Below are 15,499 nucleotides of genomic sequence, written 5' to 3' on the forward strand. Positions count from 1 at the left end.
CCGGGCGACGCCCTCCCGATTCTGTGGGTCCTGCACGACACTTGGCGACGGAACACCCGCCGCAGCGGCTGGTTGCTTAGGGTGAGCCGGTGGCGACAGATCTAGTGATTTCAGGGGGTCGACTGGTTGGCCCGGCCGATGCCGCTGCACCTGTCGATGTGGTTATCGAGGGTGGGCGCATCGCAGCGGTGGTGCCCGCTGGGGATGCCCCGGCGGCGCAGCGGACGCTGGATGCGTCGGATGCGTGGGTCATGCCCGGATTCGTCGATATCCAGGTCCACTTCCGCACCCCAGGCGCTACCGACAGCGAGGACATGTCCTCCGGTGCCGCAGGTGCCGCGATGGGAGGCGTGACGGCGTGTGTGATCATGCCCAACACGAACCCGCCGATCGACACACCCGGCATGGTCACCGAGGTGCTCGCGCTGGCCGCAGGTGTGCCGTGCGACGTCCGGACCTCTGCGGCCATCACCGCAGGACGGGCGGGGGAGCGGCTGGCTGATCTGTCAGCGCTGTATGACGCAGGGGTGCGTGTGTTCACCGACGACGGCGACTGTGTGGCCGACGATGGGCTCATGGAGGCCGCCTTGGCGACGACGGTGCGGCTGCCTGGCGCGGTGATCAGTCAGCACGCGGAAGATCCCGCGATGGTCGCCGGGGGAGTCATCAACGCCGGTGCGGTAGCCGAACGGCTGGGCGTGCAAGGGCGGCCTGCAACCGCAGAGGTCTCGGTGGTCCACCGTGACATCGAGCTGGCCAGACGAACAGGAGGCCGCTATCACGTCTTGCATCTCTCGGTGGCCGCAGCAATGGACTTGGTAGTCCGGGCCAAACGAGACGGTGTGGCGGTGACGGCGGAGGTCACCCCGCAACACTTAGTGCTCACCGAAGACGACGTCGAGCGGCTCGGGACGACCGGCAAGATGAACCCGCCGCTGCGGTTGGCCGATGACGTAGCGGCGCTTCGCCAGGGCATTATCAACGGCTCGCTCGACGCCGTCGCGACCGACCACGCTCCCCACCATCCCTCGCTCAAGGACCGGCCACTGGCCGACGCCCCTCCAGGAATGATCGGCGTGGAGACGATGGCATCGGTGGTGTGGTCGGAGTTCGTCGCTCCCGGCCAGATGTCACCAGCGCGCTTCGTGGAGATTGTGTCGACGGCACCCGCCCGTATCGCCGGCATCACCGACCACGGCCAGCCGATCGCTGCGGGATCGCCCGCAAACGTGACGGTCTTCGACGCAGCCCAGAACTGGACCGTTCAAGCGGAGACGCTGCAATCACGCAGCCTCAACTCGCCCTGGGCCGGCCGGACGCTGACGGGCCGCGTTCGCCACACAGTGCTGGCAGGCGAATCAGTTGTTGTCGACAACGAACTGAACGCGTGAGCGGCGAACCACAGATGCCCTGGCTGCGGAGGCAGGAACCGCTTACCAGGCTCCCGCTTCTCGCCAGCGCTCAAGATCGTCCCATTCGACGCCGGCCTCGAGCAGCGCCTCTTCGGTGTGCTGGCCCAGCTCGGCCACATCGATGCCGGGTCGCGTGGGTGTGTCTGACATGGTGATGGGGCAACCCACCCAGGTTTGAGTGCCCCACTCGTCATGGTCTGCCTTGACGAGGTAACCGTTGGCGTACGGCTGCTCGTTAGCCACCACTTCGGAATGGCTGCGCACCGCACAGAAGCGCTGCTCTTCGGCTTCGAGCCGCTTCGACCATTCCTCGGTGGACCGGGTGGCGAACACCTCCGCGAAGAACGCCCGCAGCTCCAGCGCGACCTCCCGAGGCACGAAATAGGCATTCCATTGCGGATGGTCCTCGAGGTCGGGCCGTTCAATGGCTCGGCACATGCCTGGCCACAGATGCTCGGGGCAGCCCGCCATGGCGATGGCGCCGTCTGAAGTAGGGAACACGCCGTACAAGGCGTGCACCAAGGGGTGCCCGCCATTGGACCGACCTGCTTCCTCACCGGTCAGCAGCAAGTGGGTGTATTCCACGGCTTGCAGCCAGATCTGACCGCCGAGGAGGCTCACATCGACCCGCTGCCCTCGGCCCGTGCGCTCGCGGGCGTACAGCGCAGCGAGAATCCCCGTTTGCAGATTTTGGGCACCGCAGTGGTCGGCCACGAGCGCTCCATAGGTCGACAGCGGTCCGCCGTCGAAGCCGCTCGAAGCGATCACGCCGCCGGAAGCCTGCCCGGCGATGTCGGCGCCCTCACGGTCGGCTTCGGGACCGTAGGGACCCAGGAAGCTGCCGGCAGCCCAGATGATGCCCGGGTTCACGGCTGCGAGGTCGTCATAGCCCAGACCCCACTCGTCGAGCGTGCCGGGCTTGAAGTTCGAGAGCACCACGTCGGAGGTCTCCACCAGCTTCAGGAAGGCCTCCTTGCCGGCGTCGACACGCAAGTCGAGCGTCACCGAGCGCTTGCCCCGGTTGCACGCGATATAGACAGAAGAGTGGCCATAGTCCTCGAGGACGTCGACGTGGCGGCCCACGTCGCCGACTTGGGGCAGTTCGATCTTGATCACCTCGGCGCCGAGACCGTGCAGCATGGCTGCTGCTTGCGGTCCCTGCACCAGTGTGGACAGATCCAGAACTCGTACTCCATCGAGTGCGCCGGCCATGGTTTCCCCTTGATCACAGTGATGTCGCAGCAATTGGCAACGATGGTAGTGAGCGGCTGCGGCTGCGAGAATGGGCGACCGTGACCGACACCGCCGCTGCAGCTCCGGAGCTCGACGAAGCATCCGCTCGCACGCTGCGGTTCTCCATCCTGATCTCGGCCATTCGCTGCACGCTGGCATATGTGATCCTGCCCTTCGTGGCGCCATTCATCGGGCTGGCGCCAGGAGTGGGTCCTGCAGTGGGCATACCCATCTCGCTCATCGCACTGTGGGCGAACCTCGCCAGCATCAAGCGGCACTGGCACTCCGATCACCGCTGGAAATGGCCGGTCAGCGTGCTCAACGTCGGGATCATCGTGCTCCTGGTGATCCTGCTCGTTCTTGACATCGGACAACTGCTGTAACACGGCACGGTCCGGCCCCGGCGGGAGCGCCCGAGACATGTCCAAAGCGAGGTTCGCCGGATGCACGTGCTGATCACCGGGGCCGCAGGAATGCTCGGCCGCAAGCTGACCAAGCGACTCGTTGACGTCGGCACGCTGCGTGCAAACCCCATCCGCCGGATCGATCTCATCGACATAGTCGAGACACCCATCGAGGACAGCATCTGCTTCGCACACATCGCCGACCTCTGCGAACCCGGAGTCGCCGCTGAGTTGCTGAGGCCAGTGCCCGATGTCGTATTCCACCTGGCGGGCGTCGTCTCGGGCGAAGCCGAGGCCAATTTCGACAAGGGCATGGCCGTCAACATCGACGGCACTCGAGCGCTGTTCAATGCGTTGCGATTCGCCGAGGGGACCCCACGGGTTGTATTCACGTCATCGATAGCGGTCTTCGGCGCGCCATTTCCCGATCCGATTCCCGACGATTTCCACCTGACACCGCTCACCTCTTATGGCACGCAGAAGATGGTCGCCGAGGCGCTGCTCGCTGACTACAGCCGCCGCGGTTTCCTCGATGGCATCGGCGTTCGCCTGCCGACCATCAGTGTTCGTCCGGGCTCTCCCAATGCCGCCGCTTCCGGCTTCTTCAGCAGCATCATCCGGGAGCCGCTGGCCGGCGTTCAAGCCGTGCTGCCTGTATCCAGGGACGTACGCCACAGCCATGCCAGCCCGCGCACGGCGATCAGGTACCTGCTCCATGCCGCAGAGTTGGACAGCGCAGTTTTGGGAGCACGCCGCAACCTCACCATGCCTGGGGTGTCGGTCACCGTCGGTGAGCAGATCGAAGCCCTCGCTCGTGTGGCCGGTGCCGATGCAGCAGGGTTGATCGTTGAATCACCCGCGCCGGACATCGCTGACATCGTTGCCGGATGGCCCGAGCGATTCGACGCGCAGCGAGCCCTGAGCTTGGGCTTCATTCCGGACCGGAGCTACGACGACATCATCCGCGCCTACCTCGAAGACGACTTCGTGGCCGACTGAGCCAGGGCCTCAGCGGCCCGTGAGCGGAGCGAACAAGAGCGGGGTGAACAGTGGCACCGCGCAGGGTCGCGCATTTGGCACACTGGCTAGACATGCGGGTATATGTCCCGGCGGCTGCTGCGGCGGCGCTGTGACCGCACACCCTGTCCTAGCGGTGACGCCGATGCGCATTCTGTTTGCCGACAAGATCGACACCGGACGCTTGGGCCGGCTCGAAGCTGCAGGCCATGAATGCATCGTCAAGCCCGAACTGACGGCGGACGATCTTGCCGAACACATCGAAGGCATCGAGGTGCTCGTGGTGCGCAGCACCGAAGTGAAGCGCAGGGTATTCAAGTCCGCCGATCGGCTCAGCATGGTGCTGCGAGCCGGTGCCGGAACCGACACGATCGACTGTGACGGAGCCAGCAAGTACGGCATCTACGTCTGCAATGTGCCGGGCCGAAACGCCGTGGCCGTCGCCGAATTGACCATGGGCTTGCTGCTGGCGGTCGACCGGCAGATCCCCGATGCCACGTCAGACCTGCATGAGGGCCGCTGGAACAAGTCGCAGTACATGGGCGCCACAGGTCTCAAGGGCCGCCGGATGGCGATCGTGGGCATGGGCGCTATCGGCATCGAGGTTGCTCATCGCGCGGCGGCATTCGGCATCGAGCTCTCGGCGCTGTACCGCTCAGATCGCTCTGCCGCCTTGCTGGCTGACATGAAGCAACTCGAGATCGTGATCCATCCCGACTGGGACAGCCTGCTCGCAAGCGCCGACATCGTCTCGGTGCACCTGCCCGCCACGCCCGAGACGTGCGGCCTCGTCGATGCCGACTTCCTGGCGAAGATGCCGGACGGGGCGATCCTGCTCAACACGTCTCGTGGAGAGATCGTGGACGAGGGGGCATTGCTGCGCGCGCTGGACGAGCGAGGGATGCGGGCCGGACTCGATGTGTTCTGCGGGGAACCGCCCGGCGCCGACCCGGACTGGCATTCGCCGCTTGCATCGCACCCGCGTGTGACCGGCACGCATCACGTCGGCGCATCCACAGTGCAGGCCTCCGAAGACATTGCTGACGGCGTCGTCGAGGTGCTCGAAGCCTTCACTGCAGGCGACGTGGTCAACTGCGTCAATCGGGCGGAGCGGCCGCTGGGTCGCAGCACGATTGTCGTCCGTCACCGCGATCAGGTAGGCGTGCTGGCGGGGATCCTCATGGCCTTGCGTGCCAGCGGCATCAACGTGCTGCAGATGCGCAATGAGATCCTGGCTGGGCCCAAGCACCACGCAGCTGTTGCCACCATCCGGGTGTCTCGCCGGCCGTCACGCAAGGTGCTGGGTGAGCTGGGCGAGATGGAAGCGGTGTACGGGGTCCGCCTGATCAACCCCCGCTGAGTGTGCACCGGGTCCCAGCCATACCCTGATTCGGTGCGCCCCGGGACCGGCCAGAATTCGATCGCGCCGATCCTGGTCACGGGGAGCATCATCACAGCGCTGACCCTGGGCGTGCGAGCCACGATGGGGCTGTTCCCCGACGCAATCGATCGGGCGCTCGACGTGGGTATCGGCACGGTCGGATTGACCGTTGCCCTGCAGAACCTCGTGTGGGGCCTAGGCCAGCCCCTTGCAGGTGCTGTCGCCGACCGATTCGGCGCGGCACGGACTCTGCTCGTGGGTGCCGTCGCCTATGCAGGCGGCCTGCTCGTGATGGCAACAGCCAACGGACCCGCCGGTTTGCATCTCGGCGGAGGGGTGATCGTCGGGCTTGGCATGTCAGCCGCGTCCTTCGCGGTCGTGCTCTCGTCGATGAGCCGGCTCGTGGACCCCCAGCGGCGCTCGATGGCGCTGGGGGTGGCCACGGCGTGCGGCTCGCTCGGGCACTTCGTGCTGGTGCCGTTGACCGGCGCTGTCATCAGCGCATTCGGCTGGCGCAGCGCGTTGACCGTCCTGGCCGTCGTCACAGTGTCCATCGGGTTGTTCGTCCGGCCGCTGCGCACCCAGTCCGGGCCCGCCGAAGCCACCGAAGCGGTGCCGGACGACGACGAATCGCTCCTGACGACGTTGGCGAGGGCGGCTCGCCATCGCGATTACCTGCTGGTGAACTGCACGTTCTTCGTCTGCGGCTTCCACGTCACGTTCATCGGAGTGCACCTGCCCAAGACGCTCACCGACGCCGGCCTCGAGACTGCGGTCGCCAACATGTCGTGGTCGCTCGTGGGCCTGTTCAACATCGTGGGAGCGTTTGCCGCCGGCGCGCTGGGCATGCGGTTCGCAAAGAGCCGGCTGCTGAGCATCATGTACAGCACCCGGGCGCTTGCTTTCGCCGGCTTGGTGCTGCTGCCGGCGACCCCCGTGGTGGCCCTCGGGTTCGGCGTCGTGATCGGGATCGTGTGGCTGGCCAGCGTGCCATTGACCTCGGGCATCGTGCTGGGACAATTCGGTGTGCGCAGGGCCGGAACGCTGTTCGGGTTCGTCTTCCTGTCCCACCAGGTAGGGGCATTCCTCGGCTCTTGGGGCGGTGGCGAGATCCGCGAGCTCACCGGCTCATACGACCTGTGGTGGTGGCTGGCGGCCGCGCTCGGTGTCGCGGCAGCAGCAATCCACTTCAGCATCTCCGAAGAGCCTGCTCCGCCGCTGCTGGAGCATCGACGCAGAACTTCGCCTTCAACCGCCCAGGACGCTGTAGCTGCCGTCGACGGCTAGGCGGATGGAGACGTACAGCCCCAGCAGCGGGACCACGATCCAGGGAGCGTTGAACCCCAGGATCATGCCGTACACCTCGCCTCTGCTGATGTCTCGGTGGCGCTTGGCAATGAAGAAGCTCCACAAGTAGACAGACGTCGCATACGTCCACTGCCAGAAGAACATGACCCCGAGGATTCCTGCCGCAAGCGGCGAAAGGAACTCCGTGGTGAACGCTGCGTACAGGATCAGCGTGGGTATCGCCGTGATGAAGCCATTGCCCACGTCCACGTTGAACCCATAGGTGCGGCGATCGGCATACGAGCCGTCGTACACGGAATAGGCGGCCCACACGTCGGCCCAAACGGTCGGGGAGAACGCCGACCGCAGCGGAACCTTGGTCGCAAGGAATGCGAGTGCTGGGCTCCTGCCAGTGCGCAGACGTTGTTGTTGCCAATGGGCAGACCGAGACTCGATGTAATCGCGCCGGAAGAAGAGGCAAATCTCCCAGAAGCAGATCACGAGATTGGTCGAGAGGAACAGGGCAAAGACCACGTACGTGAGGTCGACGCCCCCGTGCCAGTACACGCGATGCCCAATGCCCAAGGCTGCGAGCAAGGCAATCTCGGACGCGGCGAGCAGCCACGCCGGCAACGTCAGACGGCTGGTACTCACCTGTGGCGTGAGGACGTCTCGGCGAGCGCCGACTCGCGCCAGGCGACTGTGTCGGCGATCGCGTTGAAGGTGAAGACGTGCAGGCCGGCTATGTCGAGTCGCTCCGCGTGGGGGGCGACCCGGTCGACCAGCCCACTCGGGTCGTAGCCTCCGGGGCGCAGCATGCGAGCCACGGCACCGGTGTTCTTGCGCAGGTAGCGCAGAGATGCGCCGACTCCCAGCCGCGTGCCGATCCGCAGCAGCCGTGCCGGATCGACTGCACCGGGAATGCCGAGATGCACGGGAAGGTTCAATCCGCTGTCGCGCTCGGCGGCCAGCCATTCCAGGATCGCCTTGGGGTGAAAGCACATCTGGGTGGCGGCGTGGCCCTCGATACCTGCCTCGGCGAGCAGCACCTGCTTGACGTGCAGCGCTTCATGCAGCACGGCGTCGGTGATGAGCGCATGCCCCTCGGGGTAGGACGTGACGCCGATGTGAACAAGCGAGTGGCTGATCTCGCGCAGCGCTTCGAGCAGCCCGACCGCGCTGTCGAATGGCCCGGCAGGGGAGGCGACGTCGCCGCCGACCAAGAAGATCTCGCTGAGACCCATCGATTCGATGCGACCCAGCAGCTCCTCCAGATGATCACGGCTGGTGACCATGCGAGCTGCGACATGGGGCACAGGGTGGTGGCCCAGTGCACACAGCTCGGCAGTGAGGTCCAGGGTGTCCTCGAGCGTCTTGGACGCCGACGCCGTCACCGACACCGGCGACTGGGGAGGCAGGTGCGGGAGCTGCTCGGCCAGATTGCGCAGCGGGATCAGCTCCCACTGGGCGTGCTGCAGCAGTCGACGGCGCCCAGAAGCATCTTTCAGCAACAACAGCTCCGTTCAGCTCAGGCCAACGATGTCGCCGTCGGCATCCAGATCGATATGGCGCGCCGCCGGGTCACGGCCGAGACCAGGCATCGTGCGCATGTCGCCGCAGATCGGGTACACAAACCCGGCACCAACCGATGCCCGCACTTCACGCACCGGCAGTGTCCAGCCGGTCGGGGCACCCTTGAGCGAGGCATCCGACGAGATGGACAGGTGGGTCTTGGCAATGCACACCGGCAGGTTCCCAAAGCCGTTGCGCTCATAGCCGTCGATCTCACGGTTCGCTCGGGCCGTGTAGCTCACATCGTCTGCGCCGTACACGTTGGTCGCGACGGCGCGGATCTTGTCGCGCAGCGACATGTCATCGGGGTACAGCACCGAGAAATCCGTCGGCTCCTCCGCAGCTTCGGCCACGGCTTCGGCAAGGTCGGCCGCGCCGGCGCCGCCGTAGGCGAATTGGGTGCAGCGCGCCGAGCGGGCACCGTATTCGGCAGCGATGTCGGCGATGGCGGCGAGGTCGGCCTCGTGATCGCCGGGGAATTGGTTGATCGCCACCACCGGCGAGACACCGTGCATGCGCACGTTCTCGAGTTGTTTGCGGAGGTTGTCGCCGCCGGCGTGCACCTCCTCGGGGTTGGCCTCGAGCAGTGCCGGCGGCAGCGGGCGGCCGGCCACGATCCGGTGCTTGCCCGAATGAGCTTTGAGGCCACGCACGGTCGCCACGATCACTGCAGCGTCGGGCGAGACCCCCGAGTACCGGCACTTGATGTTGAAGAACCGCTCCGCGCCCATGTCGGCACCGAAGCCCGCCTCGGTGAGCAGGAAGTCGGACGTGCCGATGCCGATCTGGTCGGCAACGATCGAGGAATTCCCGGTTGCGATGTTGCCGAAGGGACCCGTGTGCACGAGCGCCGGGGAACCCTCCAAGGTTTGCATGAGGTTCGGTTTGATGGCTTCGCGCAGAAGCACTGCCATCGAGCCGGCGGCGCCGATCTCCTCGGCGGTCACCGGTTCGCCGCCGGAGGTGTAGCCCAGCACAATGCGGCCGAGCCGGGCACGCAGGTCTGACATGGAGGTGCACAGCGCGAGCGTCGCCATCACCTCCGAGGCAGCGGTGATGTCGAAACCCGACTCGCGCGGGATGCCGTCAAGGCGGCCGCCCAATCCGATCGTGATGTTGCGCAAGGCCCGGTCGTTGACGTCGAGCACTCGCCGCCACGTGATGTTGTGGATGTCGAACCCGGCCTCGTTGCCGTGGTACAGATGCGCGTCCAGCATCGCAGCGCAGAGATTGTGCGCTGCGGTGACGGCGTGCATATCGCCGGTGAGATGCAGGTTGAACAGATCCATCGGCACCACCTGGCTGTAGCCCCCGCCGGCCGCTCCGCCTTTGATGCCGAAGGTCGGACCCATCGACGGCTGCCGGATGGCGATGGTGGCGGTTCGGCCGATGTGCCCGAACGCCTGCCCGAGTCCCACCGTGGTGGTCGTCTTGCCCTCACCGAGCGGCGTCGGGGTGATGGCCGTCACCACCACGTAGCGCCCCCGGGACCGGTCAGCCATCGCTTCGACGGCTTCCAGCTTGACCTTGGCCACACCGGTGCCGTACAGCTCCAAGTAGTCCCGCGGGATGCCCGCCTCGTCCGCGATCTCGGTCAGCGGCCGGATCTGTGCAGCCGATGCAATCTCGAGATCGCTTGGAAATCCGCCTGTTGTCGCCATGCCGTGCACCCCCACACGAATTGAGCCCTCTACACCCTGCCAGAACCCTGCGGCCTCGCTGCGCCACTGGTTCGATGTCGTCAATTGCCGGGTCGTTCGGCTACTGTTCCCCTAGTTGCTGTTCCGCTGAGTGGAACTGTTCCATCATACAGAACAGCATTGATCCATAGCAGCGATATGTGGCAGCAGTGCTGCGGCATGCTGTTGACCAGCAATGGCGGGGGATGAGAGCTATGAGTGACTTTCCGGCGCGGGCAGATTGTGTCGTCATTGGTGCGGGCATCGTCGGCAACTGCCTGGTCGGCCATCTCAGCGATCTCGGCTGGACCGACATCGTGCTGCTCGACAAGGGTCCGCTGCCCAATCCGGGCGGATCTACCGGCCACGCGTCGAACTTCATCTTCCCCGTTGATCACTCGAAGGAGATCGTCGATCTCACGGTCGACAGCCAGCGTCAGTACGAGGCACTGGGTCTGCAGAACACCTGCGGCGGTATCGAAGTGGCGCGCAGCCCCGAGCGCATGGAGGAGTTCCGCCGCCGCATGACCTCGGCGACGTGCTGGGGCATCGAGTCGAAACTGCTCACGGTCGACGAGGTCGTCGAAATGGTGCCGTTCATCGACTCCGATGTCATCTTGGGCGGCTTCTACACCCCCAGCGTCTCGGCCGTGGATTCGCTGGAGACGGGAACGCAGATGCGCCGCTGGGCCACCGAGGCCGGCCACTTGCAGACCTTCGCCAACACCGAAGTGCTCGACATCGAGACCGTGACCGGACCGAACCGCCCCCGCATCTCAGCAGTGGTGACCGACCGGGGCCGCATCGAGTGCGACACGGTGGCGATCGCCTGCGGCGTGTGGAGCCCCAAGCTCGCGCAGTTGGCCGGGGCCACTATCCCGCTCACGCCTGCGGTCCACCAGATGGTCGATGTCGGCCCATTCGACGTGCTCGTCGAGACGAATCAAGAGCTGGCCTACCCGATCGTGCGCGACATGGACACCTTCTGTTACGAGCGCCAGTCCGCTGGCTCCATGGAGGTCGGCAGCTACGCCCACCGGCCGATCCTGCACCGTGTGGAGGACATCCCTTCCAACGACGAAGCAGCGCTCAGCCCCACCGAGATGCCGTTCACGCCCGATGATTTCGACGAACAGCTTGAGCAGGCCATTGAGCTGATGGAGTTCCTGGGCGACGGCGAGATCAAGTACGCCATCAATGGCCTGCTCTCGCTGACGCCCGATGCTTCCCCGGTCTTGGGTCCGACACCAGAGGTCGAGAACCTGTGGTCGGTGGCAGCGGTGTGGGTCAAAGAAGGACCTGGTGTCGGGCGCTTGATGGCCGAGTGGATGACCTACGGCTATCCCCGCATGACCGATCCCCATGGCTCGGACGTCACGCGCTTCTACCCCCAGGACCGCAACGTCATCCACATCGAGACCCGGGCCGACGAGCACTTCAACAAGACCTACGGCATCGTGCACCCTCGCGAACAGTGGGCGACGCGCCGCAACCTGACCTGCGGCCCCGCCAAGGCCCGCACCGACGACCTCGGCGCCTACTACTTCGAGGCCGGCGGCTGGGAGCGACCGCATTGGTACGAAACGAATGCCGATCTCGTCGAGCAGTACGGCGTCGAGGGCCGTACCCACGAGTGGGACGCTCGCTGGTGGAGCCCCATCACCGATGCAGAGCACCTGCACCTGCGCGAGCACTGCGGGTTGGTGGACATCTCGCCGTTCCAGGTGTTCGAGGTGTCGGGCCCAGGCGTGGTGCCCTACATCGAGAAGATGGTGGTCAACAAGTGCGACCTGCCGGTTGGGCGCTCGATCTACACCCCGGTGCTCACCGCCGACGGCGGCTTCCGCTCGGACCTCACGATCGTGCGCCTGTCCGAGGACCGATTCCGCATTGCTACCGGCGCATTCGACGGCGGCCGTGACGAGTACTGGTTCCGCCACAACCTCCCCGCCGACGGAGTGCACTTCGAGAACCGCACTGAGGCTTTGGCCACCTATGGCGTGTGGGGTCCCAACGCGATCGCGCTGCTGCAGACGCTGACCGAAACCGACCTGTCGCAGGAGGCTTTCGGCTACGGCCAGGTACGCGATGCGCTGCTGTCGGGAATCCCGGTGCAGATGTTCCGCATCTCCTACGTCGGCGATGCCGGCTTCGAGATCTACTGCCCCACGAGCGCAGGGCTGGCCCTGTGGGATGCCATCACACAGGCCGGGCGGGAATACAGCCTGAGGCCGGTCGGTGCCGGGGTGTACGGCACCACAGGGCGGCTCGAGAAGGGCTACCGGCTCATGGGTGCCGAGCTCGAGAGCGATTACAACCCGGTCGAAGCGGGCCTGGCCCGACCACGGGTGAAAGCTGCCGATTTCATCGGCAAGGAGGCCTATCTGGCAGCCCGGGAGGCGCCGCCGGCAGCCCAGCTCGCCATGCTGCGCTTCGACAGCCTGCGCTGTGCCGAGGGCTACGACCGCTTCCCGATGGGCGCAGGCAACGAACCTGTGCTGACACCGGCGGGGGAGCGGATCGTCGACTCGCACGGCAGGGTGAGCCGAGTCACCACCGCGGGCAATGCCCCATCGCTCGGCGCCTACCTGGCAATGGCCTACCTGCCGCCCGAACTGGCCGCTGTGGGCGCTGAGCTGTCGGTCATGTACCAACATGAGCAGTACCCGGTCACGGTGGCGGCGACAGGTGCGAATCTCGCGCTGTTCGATCCCGACGACAGCCGCATGAAGGCCTGAGGGCGCGCCGGTGCGCATCCTGGTCTGCGTGAAGCGGGTCCCCGCCGTGGGATCGCGTATCAACGTGACCGCCGACGCTCAGCAGGTCGACACTGCGCACCTGGGCTTCACCACCAGCCCGCATGAGGAATGCGCCGTGGAGGAAGCCGCCCAGATCGCGGAGCGGCTCGACGGCGACGACCACACCGTGGTGGTGCTCACGCTCGGTCCCGAAGAATCCACCGAGCAGCTGCGATATGCAGCCAGCGTGGGCGGCACCGAATTCGCGCTGGTGCTCGCAGACAGTGGCCTCGACTGGGATCCCCAGCGCACCGCCGCCGCCATCACCTCCGCTGTGCGGGAACTCGAGGCCGCCGGGGGGCAGTTCGACCTGATCCTGTTCGGCAACGAATCTGCCGACGGGGGCAACTTCCAGGTCGGTATCCGGGTCGCACACGCACTCGGGAGGCCGATTGTGAACGGCATCAAGGGCATCGACCCCCACGAGCGAGGGTTCACGGCTCGCCGCGAGACCGATGCCGGCTACGAGGTGTACGAGCTCGAGGCGCCCTGCGCGCTCGGTGTCAAGGAAGGCATCAACCTGCCCCGCTACCCGACCATGAAAGGGCGCCTCGCCTCGCGCAAGGCCCAGATCCAGCTGCTCGACTGTGCCGCCGATGCTGACGCCGGCGGGCAGTCGCGGGTCCGGCTGCACCGGCCGCCCGAGCGTGCCAGCACCACGGTGCAGCTCGGTGCCAGTGCCGCGGCGGCACCCGCCGTGGTGGACCTGCTGGACGAGTTGGGGGTGCTGTGAGCAGCGTCGCCGTCCTGATCGACCACGACCGTGGTGTCCCCTCCGGAGGGGCCCTGGAAGCCCTGACTGCGGCCCGCTCGCTCGCCGCGGACCTGAACGCGGAGCTCGATGCCGTCATCCTGGGCGACGGCGACCTGTTCGATGCGCATGGCGCAGACCTCGTTGCCACCTGTGCCGCCTACGGCGCCGCTGCGGTGCATTGCGGACGCCATTCGTTCCTGGCCGACTATGGACCCGACGCCTGGGGTGCTGCGCTCGCAATGTTCGTCGAGGCTGCGGGGCCCGTGGCCGTCATGGCGGCGGGCACCGATCGAGGTGCCGAGGCCATGGCACAGCTCGCCGCCCGCAGAGACCTACCGCTCGTGGCCAACTGCGTGAACGTGTCTCCAGCGGGCTCTCTGACCGATGCGCCGTCCGACCCCGCAGGCGGCGAGGCGTGGCGTATCACCCGCATCCAGTGGGGCGGCTCGCTGCTCGAGGACGTGACTCTCACCTCGACCCTGCCGCTGCTCACCATTGCGCAGCACTCCATCGAGGCGGAGCCATGCGAAGGCGGTTCCGTCCATACGACCGTTGCCGATTTCAAGCCCGACCTAGGGCCTGAAGTGCAGCAGACCCTGGTCCGCGATCGGGTGACGCTCACCGAGGGCATCACGCTGTCCACCGCGCCAGTCGTGGTGTCGGGGGGCCGAGGCGTCGGCTCAGCAGACGGGTTCGCCCCGCTCGAAGAGCTTGCGGAGCTGCTCGGCGGCCGCGTCGGCTGCTCGCGAGCGGTGACGAACAATGGCTGGCGCTCGCACGCAGACCAAGTCGGTCAGACCGGCACCCGGATTGCCCCGGAGATCTACATTGCCTGCGGCATTTCGGGCGCGATCCAGCATTGGGTCGGCGCCATGGGTTCGAAGAACATTCTGGCGATCAACATCGACCCGGAAGCCAACATGGTCACCAAGGCGGGCTACGCAGTCATTGCCGACCTGCACGAGGTCGTGCCCGCGATCTGCGACGAGATCCGGCGCCGCCGCGACCGTCCGCCCAGCTAGACCGGCAGCGGCGCTCGTCCGGCCAGGTGCTCTGCCAGGTTTGACGCGGCCTCGATGAGCACAAGGCCGATGTCGTGAGTGCTATTCGGATCGGGAAAACGGTATGCCGGCCCGTGAACATGCAGTGCCGCCACCACCGCCCCTTCTTCGTTCAATACCGGCGCAGCCACAGAGTTGATCCCGATGGCGAACTCTTCGTACACCCAGACGTATCCGGCGTTGGCAACCTGGCTCAGCCGAGTCTTCATCGCATCGGCATCGACCATGCTGTTCGCGGTCGTCGCCTCGAGACCAGCGCGCATGTATTCGTCGAGTGCTGCGGGGCTGAGATGGGCCAAGTACACGAGCCCTGAAGGCACCAAGTGCATCGGGCAGTACTCGCCGGTCCACGAGCGCACTTGCACTTCCGATTCGGGCTCGACCTGGTCGAGGTAGTACACCGTCCGATCAGCACGAACGCTCACGCCGGCTGTCTCGCCGACCTGGTTGACCAGGCTGTGCAGGTGCGGGCGTGCCGCGGCCAGCAGACTCCGATCTGCACCAGCAGCTCCGATGATGTCGATGAGTCCCTGTCCGAGCCGGTAGTCGCCACCCGCGTCGTCCTGGACGACGGCGTCGACTGCTTCGAGCGATGTCAGCAGCCGGGCCACCGTGCTCTTGGGCAGCCCGACGTGATCGGCAACGTCGGTGACACCCTGCGGACCCACGGCCAATGCCCGCAGGACAGCGAACGCGCGAGAGATCGACTGCACCGGCTCCACGGTAGCCCGCGGGCAGCATGGACCTGTCGGTTGACGGTATTTTTGTGCCGTATTGTGGAACTGTTCTGCTCTACGGAACGCCACACTGCCGATACGGGGCAGCAGATCTGTAGTCAGGGTAAAACTGTTGTAGTCACGGTAAAGGGCTCGGGGACAGCGTAGAATTCTGGACCACGGCA

General features: G+C 66.0%; 13 protein-coding genes. 8 read left to right on the forward strand and 5 right to left on the reverse strand.

Features of this window, described 5'->3' with window-relative positions; translation table 11 throughout:
- Positions 1-89 precede the first annotated feature (89 nt).
- Entirely contained in the window at positions 90-1,391 is a 1,302-nt protein-coding gene (locus VI480_RS12705) for a dihydroorotase (protein WP_323673222.1), read from the forward strand.
- 42 nt (positions 1,392-1,433) lie between these two features.
- Here VI480_RS12705 and VI480_RS12710 read toward each other — a convergent pair whose 3' ends face one another.
- Positions 1,434-2,624 carry a CoA transferase gene (locus VI480_RS12710; protein ID WP_323673223.1) on the reverse strand — a complete coding sequence of 397 codons (1,191 nt, stop codon included), beginning with the start codon at positions 2,622-2,624 and terminating at the stop codon, positions 1,434-1,436.
- 80 nt (positions 2,625-2,704) lie between these two features.
- On the opposite strand from VI480_RS12710, the gene VI480_RS12715 reads away from it, so the two are divergent.
- The 4 genes from VI480_RS12715 to VI480_RS12730 all read left to right on the forward strand — a co-directional run bounded on the left by VI480_RS12715 (position 2,705) and on the right by VI480_RS12730 (position 6,734).
- Positions 2,705-3,028, forward strand: coding sequence for a hypothetical protein (locus tag VI480_RS12715; RefSeq protein ID WP_323673224.1), 324 nt, complete (start codon positions 2,705-2,707; stop codon positions 3,026-3,028).
- Positions 3,029-3,088: 60 nt separating this feature from the next.
- Positions 3,089-4,048 carry a D-erythronate dehydrogenase gene (gene denD, locus VI480_RS12720; RefSeq protein ID WP_323673225.1) on the forward strand — a complete coding sequence of 320 codons (960 nt, stop codon included), beginning with the start codon at positions 3,089-3,091 and terminating at the stop codon, positions 4,046-4,048.
- A 163-nt stretch (positions 4,049-4,211) separates the two neighbouring features.
- On the forward strand, positions 4,212-5,426 hold the full coding sequence (locus VI480_RS12725) for an NAD(P)-dependent oxidoreductase (protein ID WP_323673226.1): 1,215 nt from the start codon (positions 4,212-4,214) through the stop codon (positions 5,424-5,426).
- 33 nt (positions 5,427-5,459) lie between these two features.
- Positions 5,460-6,734 (forward strand): MFS transporter, encoded by a 1,275-nt coding sequence (locus VI480_RS12730; RefSeq protein WP_323673227.1) that lies wholly within the window; start codon positions 5,460-5,462, stop codon positions 6,732-6,734.
- Here VI480_RS12730 and VI480_RS12735 read toward each other — a convergent pair.
- Genes VI480_RS12735 through VI480_RS12745 form a run of 3 tightly spaced genes read right to left on the reverse strand, consistent with a single transcriptional unit; the run spans position 6,696 to position 9,967 of the window.
- The gene (locus VI480_RS12735; protein WP_323673228.1) at positions 6,696-7,388 is read right to left on the reverse strand and encodes a hypothetical protein; all 693 of its coding nucleotides are present in this window, start codon (positions 7,386-7,388) and stop codon (positions 6,696-6,698) included. The genes VI480_RS12730 and VI480_RS12735 overlap by 39 nt on opposite strands.
- The gene (locus VI480_RS12740) at positions 7,385-8,245 is read right to left on the reverse strand and encodes a methylenetetrahydrofolate reductase (protein WP_323673229.1); all 861 of its coding nucleotides are present in this window, start codon (positions 8,243-8,245) and stop codon (positions 7,385-7,387) included. Before VI480_RS12740 ends, VI480_RS12735 begins: the two co-directional genes overlap by 4 nt.
- Before the next feature lie 12 nt (positions 8,246-8,257).
- A complete protein-coding gene (locus VI480_RS12745; RefSeq protein ID WP_323673230.1) occupies positions 8,258-9,967 on the reverse strand; it encodes a formate--tetrahydrofolate ligase in 1,710 nt (569 codons plus the stop codon).
- 233 nt (positions 9,968-10,200) lie between these two features.
- On the opposite strand from VI480_RS12745, the gene VI480_RS12750 reads away from it, so the two are divergent.
- Genes VI480_RS12750 through VI480_RS12760 form a run of 3 tightly spaced genes read left to right on the forward strand, consistent with a single transcriptional unit; the run spans position 10,201 to position 14,559 of the window.
- On the forward strand, positions 10,201-12,723 hold the full coding sequence (locus VI480_RS12750; protein WP_323673231.1) for an FAD-dependent oxidoreductase: 2,523 nt from the start codon (positions 10,201-10,203) through the stop codon (positions 12,721-12,723).
- 28 nt (positions 12,724-12,751) lie between these two features.
- Positions 12,752-13,516, forward strand: a complete 765-nt coding sequence (locus VI480_RS12755; protein WP_323673232.1) for an electron transfer flavoprotein subunit beta/FixA family protein — start codon at positions 12,752-12,754, stop codon at positions 13,514-13,516.
- Positions 13,513-14,559: an electron transfer flavoprotein subunit alpha/FixB family protein gene (locus tag VI480_RS12760; RefSeq protein WP_323673233.1), complete on the forward strand. Its 1,047-nt coding sequence runs from the start codon at positions 13,513-13,515 to the stop codon at positions 14,557-14,559. Before VI480_RS12755 ends, VI480_RS12760 begins: the two co-directional genes overlap by 4 nt.
- Here VI480_RS12760 and VI480_RS12765 read toward each other — a convergent pair.
- On the reverse strand, positions 14,556-15,311 hold the full coding sequence (locus tag VI480_RS12765) for an IclR family transcriptional regulator (RefSeq protein ID WP_323673234.1): 756 nt from the start codon (positions 15,309-15,311) through the stop codon (positions 14,556-14,558). The two genes, VI480_RS12760 and VI480_RS12765, sit on opposite strands and share 4 nt — an antisense overlap.
- Positions 15,312-15,499: the final 188 nt, after the last annotated feature.

The sequence above is a fragment of the Candidatus Poriferisodalis multihospitum genome (genome assembly GCF_028283155.1).
Lineage (GTDB): Bacteria > Actinomycetota > Acidimicrobiia > Acidimicrobiales > Poriferisodalaceae > Poriferisodalis > Poriferisodalis multihospitum.